Here is a 17,264-nt window from a genome sequence, read left to right as displayed (position 1 = left end):
CGCCCCGCCAGCCGGGCCGGCCTCGGCCCGGCTGGGTCGGCGGGCGATCCCGCCGACCCGTGATGTTCTTGGCCGGGCGCACGACGTAGCGCGTCGCCTTGGCGTCCTGGAGCTGCCGGATCTCGAAGCCGGCATCGAGCACCTTGCATCGAGCCGCCTCTGCGTTTTGTCGAGTCTGAACACCCCGACACTACCGCGCCGGTCGGCTCGTTTGCTTTCCTCCCTCGCCACGTCCTCGTTTCCCCAGCTCAGGTACCGGAAACTGAAGCCTCAGGATATCTGGCAAAGGCCTCTCGACCCCCCACTTGAAGTTCTCTGTATCATCCGAGCGAGACTGTCGAACGGGGTGTGCCCATGACTGACGCGCGTGCCGAGCTTCTCGACTTCTCAACGCCACCGGAATCCATAATGGCCCAGCGAGACGATCTTGGCCGCTGGTACAAGGGCGACCATTTTAACGTCCTTCCGAGCAAGTCGGAGATGCGGCGCGACGGGCTGGCGACGGCATTGCACGGTTGGAAGCCGGCAGCCCCCATCATCCACGCCGAAACCCGGGTCTTTGCGATGGGCTCCTGTTTTGCCGCCTACTTCATTCGCTGGCTGGCGGATCAGGGCTTCAATCGCGAGGTCGCCTCGCCATACGGCGCGATCACGAAGGGAGCATTCCCCTTCGAAAACGTGGCAGTAGTCGCACAACAGTTCCGGTGGGCGTTCGAGGGTCTGGACGGTCGAGAGTTACTATGGGTCGATCCAGAGAAGCAGCTCGTCAAGGCAACCGAGGAGCGCCGACTCTCCACGCGTTTCGCGATCGAGAACGCCGAGGTGCTCATCGTCACGCTCGGGCTCTCAGAAGTATGGTACGACCGTGTGACTGGCGAGCCGCTCTGGCGCGCCGTACCGATACGCTACTTCGATCCAGAACGACACAGCTTTAGGGTGATTAGCGTCGCGGAAACCATCGAACAGTTGGAACTCATTGAACGCATCCGTGCCAAGTACGTGCCGAACCTGAAGATCGTCTATACCGTGTCTCCGGTCCGACTGAAGGCGACTTTCCGTCCAATCTCCACGTTGACGGCGAACTCCGTTTCCAAGGCAATCATCCGGGCCGGACTTGACGAGTTCCTTCGAGGTCGCTGGAAGCAGGTTGGTCGAGACTATTTCTATTTCCCGTCATACGAGATTGTCACTGACACCTACCGTGATGCCTTCGAAGAAGATGCCCGTCATCCACACGAAACCGTCGTTGGTCAAGTGCTGCGAATATTTGCCCGCCACTACACGAGTCTCAGCGTTGATGAGGTCAGGACACTAGACGAATCGCTCGATGGCACCGACAGGATAGCTCAATCGCGCATTGAGGAACTGGAAGTTCGGGCTGCCGAGTTGCAGCGAATCTGCGACGAACGGTTAGAGGTTATTCAGGGACTAGCAGAGGCCGCACAGGAGCGGCTCGACCTCATCAATCGACTTGATTCCCAATGCTACGAACTGCAGAAGCGGCTCACGCTTCATGGCCTACAGGACTAGGCTCGACCTCCGCCATTTTGGCGGTAGAGCGGCAGTGAGTTGATGGAACATGGCTCCCTCGTAGACCCTGGAAGTGCCAACGACCAGGGAGGGAGCCATGCCCGAGATCGTCTCACCGAGCACGTTCGTGGGGCTGCTCGTAGCGTTCGAGCCGTGTTTCCACGCGCCGAGCTATCGGACGTTTGGGCTGCTGGTGGCGGGGTGGATCCACTGCCAGGGGCGGCGGATGATCGCGGCAGTAGCGCCTGCGCCCAAACAGTACGCGCGGCCTACTCCGGCGCGACCACGTCCGGTGCGTCCACGGTGACCACGTCGGTACCGGCCTCTTCGGGGGGTGGGCCGGGGATGTGAAGGTCCGGAACCGCGCTGCCGGCCAGGGCGGCCTTCAACGGCCTCGCCACCTCGCCGCGCTCCCCGACGGCGATCTGGTGCAGCCCGAGCCAGCCGGCGAGCCGCTGCAGCTCCGGCGCAAGCTCGACGGCGATGCCATCAGGATCGCGGCCCTCTTCGGCGAAGGCTCCATGCACCAGCAGCACCCCGTTCTTGCGGTCGGCCTTCAGGTCTACCCGCCCGACCAGCGTCTCGCCAAGCAGGAACGGCAGCACGTAGTAGCCGAACACGCGCTTGTGCGCCGGCGTGTAGATCTCCAGGCGCAGGAAGAAGTCGAACAGCCGCTCGGCGCGGTCGCGGAACCAGACCAGCGAGTCAAACGGCGAGAGCAGCGCGCGGGCACGTACCCAACGCGGGATCTGGGCCTCGCGGTGCAGGTAGGCGACGCCGCTCCAGCCCTGGACACGAACCTGCCGCAGTTCTCCCGCCTCGACCAGCTCATCCAGGCGTGCCTGCGCCCCGGCGCCCCGGATCCGGAAGTAGTCCTTGATGTCGCTGGCCGTCGCCACGCCGAGGCAGCGCGCCCCGATCCGCAGCAGCTCGCGCTGCGCGTCGTCGCGGCCCGGCGTGGGCTGCTGCAAGATGGACGGCGGGATGACGCGCTCCGGCAGATCGTAGAACCGCTCGAAGTTGGTTCGCCGGGCGATGGCGATGCGGCCCGACCAGAACAGGAACTCCAGCGCCCGCTTGCCGTCGCTCCAGCCCCACCACGGCCCGGTGCGGGCGGCCTCTTCGCCGAACGCGCCGGCCGACAGCGCTCCCCGCTCGACAATCGTCGCGTGGACGTGCTCCACAAAGTCGGGGCGCTCCTGGGCGATCCGTGCGATGCCGTTCCAGACGCCCTCGCCGTTGGATGCTCGGTCCATCCGCCAGCGGAACAGCGGCTGCGCGGCGACCGGCAGGAACGACGCCTCGTGTCCCCAGTACTCGAACAGCTCGCGCCGTTCGTAGGCGAGGTGCTCCAGCAGGCGCGCGGGGTACGGCCCGAGCCGCGAGTAGAGGGGCAGGTACTGGGTCCGGACCAGCACGTTGACGCTGTCGATCTGGAGGACGCCGATCCGTCCCAGCACGCGCCGGATCAGGCGGACATCGACCGCACCGCTCGGAGGGCGGTCGGAGAACCCCTGGGCAGCCAGAGCGACGCGGCGGGCCTCGGCCTGCGAGAGATCGACGGTGGCCATGCGCCTCCTACCCTCTCTAGAACATCCGGTCGGGAAGGGTACATGTTGGCGGGCCGGTCACACCATACCTGCAATTCCTGACAGGTGTCGCTGGGAAACGGCACAATTGCCCGCAAGCGCTCCCGATTGTGGGATAGCCCACGTTGTGGGATGGCCCACGTTGTGGGATAGCCCACGTTGTGGGATAGCCCACGGTTGCATCGTCTGCCGCGGTGGGCCGACGCTCGCCGGTCGGCTCGACCCCGCCCCCGAGGTGCTGGATGAATCGCCTGTCACGCTCACTTGTCGCGCTCGCCGTGGCCGCGCTGCTCGGGCCCGTGCCGCTCGCGCCGATGCGTCCCATCGAGGCACTGGCCGCGCCGCTCGGGCAGGAGGTCTGCTCGCGGCCGAACGAGCCGCCACCGCCCGTGCCGGGCGATCCAAACGGGGGGAGCTTCTGGGGCCGTTACCGCCAGCCGCTGCCGCCAGCCGAGGTCTACAACCCGCCCGGCCCGAAGCGCGTCGGCTTACAGGCCGGACACTGGCGGGTGGAGGAGACGCCGGCTGAGCTGCGCGGCCTCGGGCCGGGCGCCAGCGGCGGCGGTCGCGCGGAGTGGGAGGTCAACCTCGACCTCGCCGAGCGCACGGCGACGATCCTTCGCGCGCACGGCGTGGTGGTCGACATCCTCCCGTCCACCATCCCGGTGGAGTACAAGGCCCACGTCTTCCTCTCGATCCACGCCGATGGCGACGAGGCCGGCGTCCGGCGGGGCTACAAGCTGGGCCGCGCGGCATGGTCAGCCACGCCAGAGGCGGACGACCGGCTGATGGCCGCCATCACCGACACCTACGGACCGGCCACGGCTCTGCCAGTAGATCCAGTCGGCGCGTCGCGGCGCATGACGGCGTACTACGCCTTCAACAGTCGGCGGTACTGCCACGCCATCGCGCCGGGGACGCCAAGCGCGATCCTGGAGGCCGGCTACCTCACGAGCGCCGTGGACCGGCAGATTCTGCTCGTCGATCCGGAGGCGGCGGCGCGCGGCATCGCGGCCGGCATCCTGCGCTTCCTGGAGATCCCCCGGGAGTTCTAGACCGGTCGGGGGTTTTTCAGCCCCCGACGAACCTGCGCGGCGACGCCTTCATGCAATCGCTCTGACGGCACCGCGCATCGGTATGATCTCCGATGGCCCGGCCGGTGGCGGCCGACCGGCCCCTCTCACCGGAAGGAGCATCGACCAATGGCGGACGCCACACTTTCGCCTGCCCGGGCGGCGGGCCACCCATTGCCGAGCGCCAGCCCCGAATCGCTCGGCCTCGATCCCGAGCGGCTGGAGCTGCTGTACCAGGCCGTCCAGGCCGGCATCGACGCCGGCCAGTACCCGGGCGCGGCGGTCGCGCTGGCCCGACACGGCAAGCTCGCCGCCTCGAAGACGTTCGGGGAGGCCCGCCTCGGGGCGCCGGCCACCGACGACACCCTCTGGCTGATGTTCTCGAAGACCAAGCCCATCACCACGTCGGTGATCTGGCAGCTGGTCGAGCGCGGCGTGCTGGCCTTCGACGACAAGGTGTCAGCCTACATCCCCGAGTTCGCGCGGCACGGCAAGGGCGACATCACGCTCTATCAGGTGCTCACCCACCAGGGCGGCTACCCGAACTCGAAGGTCACAGCCGCAGCGTGGGCCGACCACGACGTGCTGCGCCAGCAGGTCGCCGATTTCACACTTGAATGGACGCCCGGCTCGCGGATGCACTACCACGGCGAGTCGGCGCACTGGACGGCGGCGGTGGTGATCGAGGCCGTGACCGGCAAGGACTACCGAACGGTCATCCGCGAGCAACTGCTCGATCCGATCGGCATCACTGACCTGCTCGTCGGCGTTCCGGAGCGCCAGCAGGGCCGCTGCGTGGACATGCACACCCTCGAGGACGGCCGGCAGACGCCGAGCGACGACTGGAACTCGGCGGCCTGCCGGGCGGCCGGTCGACCGGGCGGCGGTGGCTACACTACGGCGCCGGCGCTCACGGCCTTCTACCAGATGCTGCTGGCGGGCGGGACGCTCAACGGGAAGCGGGTGCTCTCACCGCGCACCATCGCGTACACGACGAAGAACCACACCGGGGACCGTGTGGACACCAGCCAGGGCGTCCCGATGCATCGCGGGATCGGCGTCTACCTGCGCGGGGACACGTCCATCGGCTGGATGACGGGGACGCTCGCGCCGGCGTCGACGTTCGGGCACGGCGGCGCCGGCTCGTCGATCTCCTGGGCCGATCCGACGAGCGGCCTGTCGTTCACCTACATCCAGAACAGCCGGCGCGATGGCGAGTGGATCCGGCGGCACCTCGACTGCATCAGCAACATCGTGCACAGCGCGCTGGTCGAGCCATAGGGGGACTCACCACCGCTGCCCCCCGTTCTCACCGCGACGGCTGGCAGCTTCCTCGGCGTCGCTCGTACGATCTGGCGGGAGGCTTCCTGATGAGCGCAGCGTCTCGACCGCCAGCGATCCCGACCGTCCAGATCGACAACGCGCGGGTGCGCGTCACCGAATGGCGCTTCCCGCCCGGCACGACGACCGGCTTTCACCGTCACGAGTTCGACTACGTGGTGGTGCCGATGAGGACCGCGACACTCCGCATCCTGCTGTCAGATGGCGAGATGGCAGGCAACCTCGTGGCCGGCCAGTCGTACACGCGAACGGCCGGTACCGAGCACGAGGTCGTCAACGAGAACGCCTTCGAGGTCATCTTCGTCGAGACGGAGCTGAAGTAGGATCGACGCACGCGATGCGTGACACGTCGTTGCCGGCCAGGCGAGCAGCGCGCCCGGGACGAACCCGTCCCGGGCGTTCTGTTCGTCAAGGGCTGGACGAGATCAGGGCTCGTCGCGGTACTGCCGAATGCCGCGCATCGGGAACCGCTCGTAGGCGTGGGCGCGCAGCGCGTCCTCGTCCAGGTCGATGCCCAGGCCCGGGGTCTTGGGCAGCGGCACGTAACCGCCCTCCTGGAGCAGCGGCGGCTTCGCGATGACCTTGCCGAGATCCTCGAAGTTGACGAAGTACTCGGTGATGAGGAAGTTCGGCATCGTGGCCGAGGCGTGGACCGTCGCCGCGAGGCCGAGCATGGTGCTGTTGTAGTTGTGCGGCGACATCGCCACGAGATGGGCCTCGGCCATCGCGGCGATCTCTTTCAGCTCGAGGATGCCGCCGACGTTGCAGACGTCCGGGTTGAGGATGTCCGCCGACCGCCGCTCGAAAACCTCGCGGAACTCGGTCTTGGTGTACAGCTCTTCGCCGGTCATGATCGGCAGGTTGATCTTCTTACGAACCTCGGCCATCGCGTCGAGGTTGCGGGCCGAGACCGGCTCCTCAAACCAGTACGGCCTGTACTCCTCGATGGCGTTGGCGACCCGAATCGCGTTGATCGGCGCCAGCCGCCGATGGACCTCAACCATCAGGTCGATGTCCGGGCCGACGGTCTCGCGCATGATCCGGACACCGTCGATGGCGTGCTGCTCCTGCTCCTTGTCGATGTACGCACGCCAGGGGTTCGGGAACGGGTCCCACTTCAGCGCCGTGAACCCCTGCTCGACCAGCTCCAACGCCTTTGCAGCGGTCGCGTGGGGATCCTTGCCGCCGTCGCCCCAGCCGTTGGCGTACACGCGGATCTTGTCGCGGCACGGCCCGCCAAGCAGGTTGTAGACCGGCTGGCCGGCCGCCTTGCCGCAGATGTCCCAGAGCGCGTGCTCCAGGCCACTGATGGCCGAGTAGCACTCCATCGAGCCGCGCTTCCCGAGGAAGTCGTTGTAGGCCCAGTGCGTGAAATGCTTGATGGCCCACGGATCGCGGCCCTCCAGGTAGCGGGCCAGCTCGTGGATGGTGACCTCAATCGAGCGGTCGCGGTCAGACTGGGTGTACGCCTCGCCCCAGCCGTGGATGCCGTCGTCGGTGTTGACCTTGACGAACAGCAGGTTCTTGCCGCGACGCCCCGGGTGAACCAGGAACGTCTCGACGCTGGTGACCTTCATGCCGAGGTACCTCCCCTTCGGATGCCGGCAGGGTAGCACCTTCGACACAGCGTTCGTCGGAGGGCGCCGATTCGACCGAGAGGAGGCCCTCACCCCCCGGCCCCCTCTCCCTGTGCGCGGGAGAGGGGGAGGAACAACAGACTCGTGTGTCTCCCCCTCTCCCGCGCACAGGGAGAGGGGGCCGGGGGGTGAGGGCCTTCCCAGCCCCGGGGGAGAGGGCCTCCCAGCAGGCCAGCGTAAGGTTCGCGTGGCGTCAGACCCGGTAGTGCTTCTTCACGTCCTCCGCGAACCCGAGGTAGTCGCGCAGCGCCCACACGACCTCGAACTCCAGGTACTCGCGCATCGGGAGGCGGCCGAGGGCCGTCCGGTCGAGATCCTCGATCGACTCGACGTCCACCACGGCGATGACCCGCTTCTGCGCCGCCACCTTCCAGATCCCGACGACCATCCCGGAGTCGATGGTCTCCTTGGCGTGCTCGGCCTCCTGCGCCTCGACGTCCCACAGCTCATCCAGGCTGATCCGGCCCTCGTGGTTCCACTTCATCTGCACGTAGAACAGCATGCCTCACTCCATGGTCAGACGTGTGCCGCCAGCAAGCGGCGGCCGCGGCGAGACGCCAGCCTCACGCCAGCGCCGACGACGGGAACGTGTCAGGCCGCTGCCGTCGTGGCGATGCGGGCCTGGATGGCGACGGTCAGCGGGTGCTCCACTCCGAGCACTTCGGTGGCGAGGTCGAGCGGCGTCTTGCCGTCGTGGCCGCGCAGGTCGAGGCGCGCGCCAGCGTCCACCAGCACCTGGGCGCAGTCAGCGTAGCCGTGCCAGAGGGCATCGTGGAGGCCGGTGTAGCCGTTAGTGCCACCCTGGAAATCGAGGTTGATGCCCGGATGGGCAGCCAGCAGCCGCGCGATGTCGGCGTGGCCGTTGTAGACGGCCTTGTGGAGCGGCACGGCCTGAAAGCACGGCTCGACGGCGTTCACGTCCGCGCCGGCGGCCAGCAGCAGGGCCACGATCTCCGGGGTGCCGTCCCGTGAGGCCACATGCAGCGGGGTGTGGCCGTCGTTGAAGCCGTTCACGAGTGGGAAGCGCTCGTTCACGTCCGCGCCGGCAGCGAGCGCCGACCGCACACCCGCCTCATCCTTCGCCACCACAGCCTTCATCAGCACCTGGTGAGCGGCAAGGTCGCGGTCGTTCTGGAGCCGCTGCTGCACCATCGCATCAGACCGCACCAGCAGCTCTTTGCCGCGCGTGTTGACGTTCAGCTCGTACTTGAGATGATCCATCAACGAGAAGCCGTAGTGCGTCGAGAGGTTGAGTGTCGCCCCGCGCCCCAGCAGCAATTCGACGACGTCCGGGAACTTGAACCACAGCGCGTCCATCAGCGGCGTGTGGCCCGTCGTCGGCGCGACGCAGTCCACGAACGCGCCGGCGTCGAGCAGCATCTGGACCACCTCGACGCTGCCGCCCTGACAGGCCTTGTGCAGCGCCGAGCCGCCCGCCCGGCTGTCAGCAGCATGAACGTCCGCGCCGGCGTCCAGCAGCAGCCTGACGATCTCAGGCTTCGCCTCGCCGGCCGCGATCTGCAGCACCGTCAGGCCGGACTCGGCATCGCGAGCACGTGCGTCCGCGCCATCGGCGAGCAGCGACCGGACAGCATCGGCGTTGCCAGCCCAGACGGCGGCGATCAGAGCGGGAGACTCGGCGGCGCGCAGCGCGTCCACCTCGGGATTCGGATCGAAGAACGAGCGCCAGCGACGGATGCGCCCGGCCTCGTCCAGCTCGAAGTGGTGGCTGGCCTGGATGGTGAACTCCTGGCCGGTCGGCAGGTATCGCTCACGGGTCGTCACGCTCGCCCAGGCCCGCTCATCCTGCGCCCCGACCGACTGCACCTCGCAGCTGACCGTCTCGACGATCTTTGAGCGCTCGCCGAACATCGCCAGGACGGCCGGCTTGCCGGATTTCGTGCCGACGTAGGGGATGATCGCATCGTCCTGCTCGCGCGGCGTGATCATCTCCACGTCGTCGGCCAGCCCGGCCACGACTGCGTCGCCGTCGCCGCGCACCATCGCATCCAGCCAGGCCCGAATCGTCGCGTCGGTGCGGGCAGTGAGCGTGTCGGCTCCCGCCCACGCCGGATCGCGATCGCCGTGGATCGCCCGCACGATAGACGACGGGTCAGTGTACGACTTCCAGCGAACGATTTTGCCGCCGCGCACCGTCAGCCACTGGATGAACTCGATCTCATACGGCAGCCCGGTCGCACAGACGATGCCCCGCTCGGCGATCACGCCAGCGGCGCTCTCGCCGTCCACGGCGAGCGTCACCAGCCGTTCGTCCCGCGCCTGGCAGACGCCAACGAACACCTTGAGCGAGGCCAATACCGCGTCGGGGCCGCGCTGCGTGCCGATCCAGGGCATCGCGTCGTTGTAGCCGGGAACTGGCTTGTAGTTGATCCACTCGACGTCGGCGTCGAGACACGCCAGCGCGGTGGGGATGTCGCCGCCGGTCAGCGCCGCGAACCACCGTTCAGCTACCGCACGCGTAGCACCGGACAGGGCAGGATCGACGGTCATCGTGAAGACTCCCTCATCATGCCGCGAGCGTACCGTCGCGCTGCACACCTGAGAGGGTAGCTCCCAGAGCCCGCGACGGACTAGTCGCAAGAAGATGGCATGAGCAGAGGCGCGGACTCTCCACTTCCCGCAACTCGGACTCGACGGTGGACAACGAGAGGGCGCAGCGGAGAGTGACGGGCCGAATGCTGACGGTGCACGGAGCGCGAGGACGAGGGCAAAGGGGCCGGATCTCCCGCTTCCCCCGCTCTGAGCTTACTGCGCCTTGTCCCCCTGGTCCCACCACAGCCCCATGCGGGCGTTGGTGCCGCCGTCAACGTACAGCGTCTGGCCGGTCACCCAGTCGGCGGCATCCGACGCCAGAAACGCAACGACGTTCCCGATGTCGCCGGGCGTCCCGACACGCCCCCAGGGCACCATCGAGTCGCCGAACTCGCGGGTGTAGTCCGGAATGTCGAAGTAGCGCGGCACCTCGACCACGCCGGGCGCGACCGCGTTGACGCGGACGTGCCGCGACGCCAGCTCGATGGCGAGCGTCCTGGTGAAGGCGATGATCGCGCCCTTGGTGCCGGCGTACGCCGCGTGGCGCGGGAAGCCGCCGCCGCCATGCACCGACGTGATGTTGACGATCGCGCCGCCGCCCCGCGTCAGCATGCTGCGGACGGCTTCCTGGGCGCAGAAGAAGTAGCCACGCATGTTGAGATCGAAGACCTCGTTGTAGATCTCGGGCGTGGTGTCGAGGAAATCGAGCGCTCGCGTCACGCCAGCGTTGTTGATCAGGATGTCCAGGCCGCCGAGCGCCGAGACCGCCTCACCCACCACCCGACGGCAGGCGTCGATGTCGCCCAGCCGCCCCTGGACCGCCGCCGACCGACGACCCAGCCCCTGAATCTGGGCGACGGTGTCGCGTGCGCCCTGCTCGCTGCCGGCGTAGTGCACGACCACGTCTGCGCCCTGCCGCGCCAGCTCCAGGGCGATCCCCTGCCCGATGCCCATCCCAGCGCCCGTGACCAGCGCCAGCTTCCCTGCCAGCGGCGTACCTGCCAGTGGCCTGCCTGCCTCAGCCATCGTCGCTTGCCTCCCATGCACGTCGTGTCGCGCCGAGCGGCCTGCTCGACGCCGGATAGACCACGGGCATCGTACAGCAGCGCGGGAGGGGCGCACGCGGAATCCCGAGTCCTCTCAGGAAACCAGTGCTACCGAAGCTCGCGTTCTGTCGCGTGCGACCCGGGCAGCCTGCCGCGCACCGATGCCAGCGCGACGGCCGCCAGGCAGAGCACGGCTGCAAACGTGAACGCGCCCTGAAACGCCGCGACCGAGAACGTGCCACCCAGGCCACCGCCCGGTGCGCCGAGCTCGGCCGAACGAGCCGTGTAGATCGCCGTCAACAGCGCGACGCCGGTGACCACGCCGAGGCTCCGCATGGTGGTCACCACGCCGCCCGCCACGCCAAGCTGATCCGGCGGGACCGCGCCCATGATGAAGCTCAGGTTCGGCGCCATGAACAGGCCCGTGGCGATGCCCAGCAGGATCAGCGCGCCGCCGACCTGCCACGGCGCACTCTGGCCGTCCAGCCGCGCGATGGCGAACAGGGCGCTGACCTGTACCACCAGCCCGACCAGCGACAGGCGCGCAGGGCCGACGCGGTCGGACAGCCAGCCGGCCAGCGGCGAGACGAGCGCGGTGGCAATCGGCACGCTGCTCAGGAACAGCCCGGCCGTCAGCGGCGCGAGCTTCAACCCGTCCACCAGGTAGAACGGCACCAGCAGCCAGACGCCGAACATCGTCAGGTTGCTGAGCAGGTTCATGGCGTTGGCCGCGGCGAACATGCGGTTGCGGAACAGTCGAAGATCGAGCATCGGGGCGGCCAGCCGGCTCTCAGTCCAGACGAACGCGGCCAGCAACAGCGCGCCAGCGGCGAACAGCCCGAGCGGCAGCGGGTCGAGCGGGCCAAGCAGGCCGGCCCGGTTGATGCCGAGCAGGAGCGCAACCATCGCCGGCCCGAGCGTCAGGGCCCCGGCCAGGTCGAACCGGGCGGCTCGTTTCGGGGCGCGGCCCGCGCGCACGAGCCGCCAGGACGCCAGCGCGATCAGCAGCACGATGGGCACGCGGCCCCAGAAGATGGCGGGCCAGCCGAACGTGCCGACCAGCCACCCGCCGAACAGCGGGCCGATGGCCATGCCGAGCTGGCCGGCCATCGTCATGATGCCGAGCGCCCTCCCCCGCTCGGCGTGGGGAAACACCTCGGTGACGATGGCCGGCCCGGCGGCGTAGATCATCGTCGCGCCGAACGACTGCAGGATGCGGCACGCCACCAGCATCACGATGTCTTGCGAGAAGCCCACCAGCACCAGCGCAATGCCGAGCGCCAGCACCCCCCAGTTCCAGACCGCATGGCGGCCGTACAGGTCGGCCAGCCGTCCGACGCCCACCAGCGTGCTGGCCGTCGTCAGCACGTAGCCGATGATGATCCACTGGAGCGTGGAGATCGGCACGTCGAGCGCTGCCGCCATCGCCGGCAGCGCCACGTTGACGGTCGTGTCCAGGTGGACGGCCAGCGTCCCGAAGCTGACGACGGCGAGCGCCACCCAGCGGTAGCGGTCGACGGCGGCATCGGGCATGCGCGAGTGTCGCACGACGCGGCCACCCGGCGCACCTCAGCTCAACGGTCGAAGACCAGGATCGAACGCTGCTGGACGCCCCAGTTGAGCGCCTCCTGGTAGCTCAGGCTGTAGATGTCCAGGTGCGCACCGCGTACCAGCGATCCCGTGTCCGTCGCCAGGAACGTCCCGACGCCCTGGATCCAGACGGTCGATCCGAGCGGAATCACGCTCGGATCGACGGCCACCATCCCCGGCTCCGGCCAGAGGCCGGATGCTGTCGGAGCGCAGCCGCCCAGCTCCACGCAGGTGTACATCGTCACGCGGGCCGGCCCGGCCCAGGCAATCGGCCGGCCGATCGGCGGCAGGTACGCCGTCCCCAGCAGGGACGGATCGATTGGCCCCACGTCGGCGGCCGGCACCCAGCCGTGGAGCTGTCGGGATGGATCGAGCACGGGGATGCGATGCCCGCGAGAGGGCCCCTCGACCTGCAGACCGGCCCACTGGTGGAGGGGGGCCACCTCCTCGGATTGGGGGTCAGGCCCGGCATACAGCACCGTCTCAGCGTGCGGCGCAACCCAGACGGGCCGCGCCTGTGGACGCGGCCTGCGAGCCTTCACCAGCGCCGCCGCGGCCTGTCTGGCCTCCGACGCCGATGCCTGGACGACGTCGCCCACTGGCATCGTCGACAGGGGCACGATCGACGCAAGCGATATTCCAGCATGAACCAGCGCGGCAAACGCGCATGCAACCGCTGCCAGCGGCATGAGCTCTCCTGAGCGCGTGATCGACCGCATCCAGAACCGGGCCTGTGGGCCGGACGAGACGCGGACGGTGGACGCGGCGACTTCTCCTGCCACGTCGAACCATTGCCACGTCTGGCGCTGGCGGCGTGCAAGCAGCATCGACCGTCATCCGCGACGGACAGGCCGGGTCCAGGGATGAGGAACGTCGGAGCCGGTCAGTCCGTCAACATCGCGATCCGCGCACGGGCGCAGCGGCAACGGGGGTCGCGACAGAGCCTGTCGTCCGTTCGCGAGGGTGAGGGGCAACTCACGCCTGAACTGCCCAAAACACAAACGAACGACTCGCCAGAGACGGTATACGCCTCAGCGCATCAAGCTGACAAGAGGGTCAGGGCGAGATATGCGAAAAAACGGTCGGAATCCGCCGCGCATCAGTCGCATCTTGGGCGAATCTCGGTGTCGGCGATGCGCTCCAGGGGCAGGCACATGGCCGACATGTCCGTGTTGGCGTGCCCGAGCGCGACGGCCTCCCGGTACAGCTCCCGCGACATCCCGCCCAGGGGGAGCCGGGCGCCGTGGTCCCGCGCGAACTCGTGAATCAGCACGAGATCCTTGAGGATCACGCTGACGGCGTCGTCGGCGTCCAGTCCCGCGCGGTTCGGCGCGTCGCCCTCCCTCAGCGGCGGCGAGTGTAGCACGTTCGTGATTCGGCCAAACGAAACCAACCCTCTGGCGGGGCGTTCTGTAAATGGACCGCGTCGGGACCGATCCCCGATACTGGTCTGCGTCTACGTTCCGTCAACCGTTGGTCGCGGGTGAACGCCTGAGTTCGCCCCAATACCCACACCTACCTCACAGTCCTGGGGTTCGGATGCAGTCGAGACCGCTCCTCCTCGCCGTGCTCGCCGCCACCGTCCTGTTCGCGTCGCTGCCATCGTCCATTACCCACGCCGCCGAGCCACGCACCGCCGTCGTGTCGCCACTTCCAGCCGTCGATACCGACGATGGGCGCTTCGGCATGGTGCAGGGCATCGTCCAGCCCGACCTGGCGTGGCAGGCCGGCGCTCGCTGGGATCGCATCATCTTTCCCTGGTCGCTGATCCAGAAGGACGGCCCGAACTCCTGGACGCAGCTCTACTTCACCGATGAGGCGATCAAGGCCCAGGCCCGCCGTGGCGTGACCATGGCCGGCATCCTGATCTACACGCCGCAGTGGGCGTCGCCGTGGCCCGACAGGGGCCGGCCGGTCGACCCGCCGCGTGGCCTCGAACTGGACTACAAGGATCCGAACAACACCTGGGGCCAGTTCGTCCGAAAGGTGGTCGAGCGCCACAAGGGCGTGGTCGATCACTGGATCGTCTGGAACGAGCCGGACCTCTACACGCCCGGCCTGCGCTACACGTTCGATGGCTCGTTCGAGCAGTACGCGCAGCTGCTGAAGGTGGCCTACCTGAACACCAAGGAGATCAACCCCAGCGCCAAGGTCATCCTCGGCGGCATGGCCTACTGGTGGGACAAGGAGCACCAGCGGCCACCCTTCCTGGGGCCGCTCCTGGAGGTCATCGGGAAGGATCCGGATCGGGCGAAGAACAATCACTACTTCGACATCGTGAGCGTCCACACCTACACGGCGCCGCTCAACTCGTTTGCCGAACCGATGATCATGCGGGACATCCTGGCCCAGCGGAACATGAAGAAACCGATCTGGATCGGCGAGAGCAACGTCATCCCGCATGACGACGTCCAGAACAACCTGCCGGCCGGCCAGATGCGGGCGTCACTGGATCAGCAGGCGGCCTACATCATCCAGGCGATGGCGCTGGCCGTGGCCGCCAACGTCGAGCGGTACGCTGTCTACAAGGCCACGGACGAGAAGGCCGAGAACGACGTCGAGCTGTGGGGGCTGATCCGCAACAACGGGACGGCCAAGCCAGCGTACGTGGCGTTCCAGATCGGCGCACAGTACTTCTCGGACGTGCAGTCCGCCGTCTTCTCCTGGCCGGGCAAGGACAAGCCCGGTCCGGCCGACTACACCCAGCTAGTCCGCTCGAATGATAGCCGCACCCAGTTCATCTGGCCATCGCAGGTGGCCCAGGTCGTGATGGAGCGCGGCGACCACCGCACCATCGTTGCCTGGAACACCTCGCCGGAAGCCGTGACGCACAACGTCCTGGCCTCGGCGAAGCAGGCGACCCTCATCTACAAGTCCGGCAAGACCGAGACGATTCAGGCGAAGAACGGCGTCTACGCGCTCGACCTGCAGCCATCCAGCCATAACGCCGACCCGCGCGACCCGAGCATCTACCTGATCGGCGGCGACCCGGTCATCGTCGACGAGCAGGTGATGCCGTTGCCGACCGACCGGCTGGCGAGCCGGATCGAGGTCGTCTGGCCGATTGGCAGCGCGCCAGTCACCGAGGCGACTCGTGCAAACGTCACGGCTCAGCTCCTGATGCCGGGCAGCACGGCCTCGGTGGCGTGCCGCTACGACCCTGACTCGGTCGAGCTGTACGCGTGGCGGCACTACGAGGAAGTCCCGGTCGAGACGACGCCGGTCGTCGTGCCGTCGCCATCGGCGGCGGGTCCACGAGCAGCGGCCAGCCCGACGCCCTCCGCATCGCCAACGGCCCGGCCGGAAGGCGTGAAGAAGCGCGAGAAGGATCCGGTTCTGCTGGCAAAGGGCTCCAAGCGCTACGCCACCGAGAACGGCGTGACCTACCCCGTCTGGGACTTCAACAACGTGGACGTCTCGTACGCCCGCACCGAGAATGGCGAGCGCTGGCTGGAGATGTTCGTCGCGGTGGACGGCGTCAAGATGGATCCGGCCCCGTGGATCTACGGTGGCGACGACAACAAGGACTGGCAGGAGACGCGCGTTCGCCCCTCGGAGAGCTGCCGCTGAGAGGCGATCTCGCGTGGACGGAGACCGGTAGCGTGGGGGGTCGCACCTGAGCCCCCTCTCCGCACCGGAGCAGGGCAATCGCATGATGACTGCGTCGTGCAGCGTCGTCGGGGCTTTCACGCCCCGACGACGCGTCTCACGCCGGTATGGGAACACCGACGAACATGCAATCGCTCTGGCCACGCGCCGAGAGCGCGGGCGGCCCAGACTGCGGCACGCTGTCCGGGCCGCCGCGCTGGACCTCCGGTGAGCTGGCGCGAGCCTCTGCTCGGTCAACCGTTCGTGCCGACCTACAGAATCACCATCCGACGGTAGCGCGCCTCGACCAGTGCGAAGACGCCGTACGCAGCCAGCCCGATGGCGACGACGCCCAGCAGGTACGGCCCGAACGGCTGCGCTACCAGCGTGGCGAGGATGCCATCGAGACCCTGGGCTTCGCTCGGGTTGTGGTGCATTGCCGCCCCGACCAGGAAGCCGCCGATCATGACAAACGCCACACCACGGGCCGCGTAGCCTGCCCGCCCGATCTTCGTGACGAGGTCGGCGTGCTGCGCGCCAACGTCAGTCAGGTGGAGATCGTCGGTCAGGCTCGACTTGTAGGCCCTGTAGAACTGCGCCAGGCCGTTCGCGACGATCGCCGCGCCAACCAGTCCGACGAGCCAGATGCCGAACGGCTGATCCATCAGCCAGGTCGTCCACCCCTGGGTCTTCTCGCTGCTGCTGGCGCTCGCCTGGCCGCTGGTCAGCAGCTTCAGCGCCGAGAGTGCGAGTCCGCCGTAGGTGCCGGCGATGCCCAGGCAGAGCGCGCGCGTCAGGAGGCCCTTGGCGTCGCTGCCCTGGTGCTCGGTGTCCATAGCGGCCTGAGCGGTGCGCCAGAGCGCATAGCCGATCAAGCCGACGATCAGAAGGCCGAGAATCGCCTTGCCGAACGGCAGGCTCGCGATGCGGGTGAGTGCGCCGGCCTGGTCAGTCGCCTGGCCGCCCTCGCCCACCGCCGCCTGGACAGCCAGCACGCCGATGAGGATGTAGACTGCGCCTTTCGCGGCGTATCCGAGCCGCCCGAGGATCTCGATTCCTGGCCTGGTCGCCCGTGCGCCGGCCTCGATTCCTCGTCCGACATCGTCCAGCGGCCCCTGGGTTCGCGGTGCCGTCGCGGCAGGTGCGTGCATGACCAGGACTCCCGTTTCAATCGCGCGTGATGGGTGCGGGCCGCCGGCAGAGCGCCCACGCCGCTCGCACTGGTCCGTGCAAAACGCATGGGACGTGCCATGCGGCATGCGGGCTGCCATGCGGCATGCGGGCTGCCATGCGGCATGCGGGTTGTCATGCGGCATG

General features: G+C 68.0%; 14 protein-coding genes. 5 read left to right on the top strand and 9 right to left on the bottom strand.

Going from position 1 to position 17,264, the window contains the following annotated elements:
- The first annotated feature begins 354 nt into the window (after positions 1 to 354).
- The gene (locus tag IT306_29985) at positions 355 to 1,530 is read left to right on the top strand and encodes a GSCFA domain-containing protein (protein MCC7372681.1); all 1,176 of its coding nucleotides are present in this window, start codon (positions 355 to 357) and stop codon (positions 1,528 to 1,530) included.
- A gap of 269 nt (positions 1,531 to 1,799) precedes the next feature.
- Here the strand turns inward: IT306_29985 and IT306_29980 are convergent, their stop codons facing one another.
- Positions 1,800 to 3,101 carry a YcaQ family DNA glycosylase gene (locus IT306_29980; protein MCC7372680.1) on the bottom strand — a complete coding sequence of 434 codons (1,302 nt, stop codon included), beginning with the start codon at positions 3,099 to 3,101 and terminating at the stop codon, positions 1,800 to 1,802.
- 260 nt (positions 3,102 to 3,361) lie between these two features.
- Here IT306_29980 and IT306_29975 point away from each other — a divergent pair, with 260 nt between their 5' ends.
- From IT306_29975 to IT306_29965, 3 genes are all read left to right on the top strand, one after another.
- Positions 3,362 to 4,174, top strand: coding sequence for an N-acetylmuramoyl-L-alanine amidase (locus IT306_29975; GenBank protein MCC7372679.1), 813 nt, complete (start codon positions 3,362 to 3,364; stop codon positions 4,172 to 4,174).
- A gap of 147 nt (positions 4,175 to 4,321) precedes the next feature.
- Positions 4,322 to 5,473 carry a beta-lactamase family protein gene (locus tag IT306_29970; GenBank protein MCC7372678.1) on the top strand — a complete coding sequence of 384 codons (1,152 nt, stop codon included), beginning with the start codon at positions 4,322 to 4,324 and terminating at the stop codon, positions 5,471 to 5,473.
- Positions 5,474 to 5,562: 89 nt separating this feature from the next.
- Positions 5,563 to 5,856: a cupin domain-containing protein gene (locus tag IT306_29965; protein ID MCC7372677.1), complete on the top strand. Its 294-nt coding sequence runs from the start codon at positions 5,563 to 5,565 to the stop codon at positions 5,854 to 5,856.
- Between the two features lie 102 nt (positions 5,857 to 5,958).
- Here the strand turns inward: IT306_29965 and IT306_29960 are convergent, their stop codons facing one another.
- The 7 genes from IT306_29960 to IT306_29930 all read right to left on the bottom strand — a co-directional run bounded on the left by IT306_29960 (position 5,959) and on the right by IT306_29930 (position 13,725).
- Entirely contained in the window at positions 5,959 to 7,110 is a 1,152-nt protein-coding gene (locus tag IT306_29960) for a mandelate racemase/muconate lactonizing enzyme family protein (GenBank protein ID MCC7372676.1), read from the bottom strand.
- Positions 7,111 to 7,363: 253 nt separating this feature from the next.
- Positions 7,364 to 7,672: a hypothetical protein gene (locus IT306_29955; GenBank protein MCC7372675.1), complete on the bottom strand. Its 309-nt coding sequence runs from the start codon at positions 7,670 to 7,672 to the stop codon at positions 7,364 to 7,366.
- 89 nt (positions 7,673 to 7,761) lie between these two features.
- Positions 7,762 to 9,681 (bottom strand): ankyrin repeat domain-containing protein, encoded by a 1,920-nt coding sequence (locus IT306_29950; GenBank protein MCC7372674.1) that lies wholly within the window; start codon positions 9,679 to 9,681, stop codon positions 7,762 to 7,764.
- 255 nt (positions 9,682 to 9,936) lie between these two features.
- Positions 9,937 to 10,749 (bottom strand): 3-oxoacyl-ACP reductase FabG, encoded by an 813-nt coding sequence (locus IT306_29945; GenBank protein ID MCC7372673.1) that lies wholly within the window; start codon positions 10,747 to 10,749, stop codon positions 9,937 to 9,939.
- A gap of 128 nt (positions 10,750 to 10,877) precedes the next feature.
- Positions 10,878 to 12,317, bottom strand: coding sequence for an MFS transporter (locus IT306_29940; protein ID MCC7372672.1), 1,440 nt, complete (start codon positions 12,315 to 12,317; stop codon positions 10,878 to 10,880).
- Between the two features lie 26 nt (positions 12,318 to 12,343).
- Complete coding sequence (locus IT306_29935) at positions 12,344 to 12,958, bottom strand: 3D domain-containing protein (GenBank protein MCC7372671.1); 615 nt, start codon at positions 12,956 to 12,958, stop codon at positions 12,344 to 12,346.
- Between the two features lie 500 nt (positions 12,959 to 13,458).
- Positions 13,459 to 13,725 carry an NAD-binding protein gene (locus IT306_29930; GenBank protein ID MCC7372670.1) on the bottom strand — a complete coding sequence of 89 codons (267 nt, stop codon included), beginning with the start codon at positions 13,723 to 13,725 and terminating at the stop codon, positions 13,459 to 13,461.
- Positions 13,726 to 13,898: 173 nt separating this feature from the next.
- Here IT306_29930 and IT306_29925 point away from each other — a divergent pair, with 173 nt between their 5' ends.
- Entirely contained in the window at positions 13,899 to 15,929 is a 2,031-nt protein-coding gene (locus IT306_29925; GenBank protein ID MCC7372669.1) for a hypothetical protein, read from the top strand.
- Positions 15,930 to 16,219: 290 nt separating this feature from the next.
- On the opposite strand, the gene IT306_29920 is transcribed toward IT306_29925, so the two are convergent.
- Entirely contained in the window at positions 16,220 to 17,098 is an 879-nt protein-coding gene (locus IT306_29920) for a DUF1206 domain-containing protein (GenBank protein MCC7372668.1), read from the bottom strand.
- Positions 17,099 to 17,264: the final 166 nt, after the last annotated feature.

It is taken from the genome of Chloroflexota bacterium, from assembly GCA_020850535.1.
Classification (GTDB): domain Bacteria; phylum Chloroflexota; class UBA6077; order UBA6077; family JACCZL01; genus JADZEM01.
The sequence above is the reverse complement of the archived record's forward strand: the minus strand, read 5'-3'. Positions and strand labels throughout refer to the sequence as shown.

Excerpts from the sequence above, each read along its gene's own strand:
- IT306_29960 (MCC7372676.1), bottom strand. The coding sequence starts at position 7,110 with ATGAAGGTCACCAGCGTCGAGACGTTCCTGGTTCACCCGGGGCGTCGC.
- IT306_29950 (MCC7372674.1), bottom strand. The coding sequence starts at position 9,681 with ATGACCGTCGATCCTGCCCTGTCCGGTGCTACGCGTGCGGTAGCTGAA.
- IT306_29975 (MCC7372679.1), top strand. The coding sequence starts at position 3,362 with ATGAATCGCCTGTCACGCTCACTTGTCGCGCTCGCCGTGGCCGCGCTG.
- IT306_29945 (MCC7372673.1), bottom strand. The coding sequence starts at position 10,749 with ATGGCTGAGGCAGGCAGGCCACTGGCAGGTACGCCGCTGGCAGGGAAG.
- IT306_29980 (MCC7372680.1), bottom strand. The coding sequence starts at position 3,101 with ATGGCCACCGTCGATCTCTCGCAGGCCGAGGCCCGCCGCGTCGCTCTG.
- IT306_29965 (MCC7372677.1), top strand. The coding sequence starts at position 5,563 with ATGAGCGCAGCGTCTCGACCGCCAGCGATCCCGACCGTCCAGATCGAC.
- IT306_29970 (MCC7372678.1), top strand. The coding sequence starts at position 4,322 with ATGGCGGACGCCACACTTTCGCCTGCCCGGGCGGCGGGCCACCCATTG.
- IT306_29955 (MCC7372675.1), bottom strand. The coding sequence starts at position 7,672 with ATGCTGTTCTACGTGCAGATGAAGTGGAACCACGAGGGCCGGATCAGC.
- IT306_29925 (MCC7372669.1), top strand. The coding sequence starts at position 13,899 with ATGCAGTCGAGACCGCTCCTCCTCGCCGTGCTCGCCGCCACCGTCCTG.
- IT306_29985 (MCC7372681.1), top strand. The coding sequence starts at position 355 with ATGACTGACGCGCGTGCCGAGCTTCTCGACTTCTCAACGCCACCGGAA.
- IT306_29920 (MCC7372668.1), bottom strand. The coding sequence starts at position 17,098 with ATGCACGCACCTGCCGCGACGGCACCGCGAACCCAGGGGCCGCTGGAC.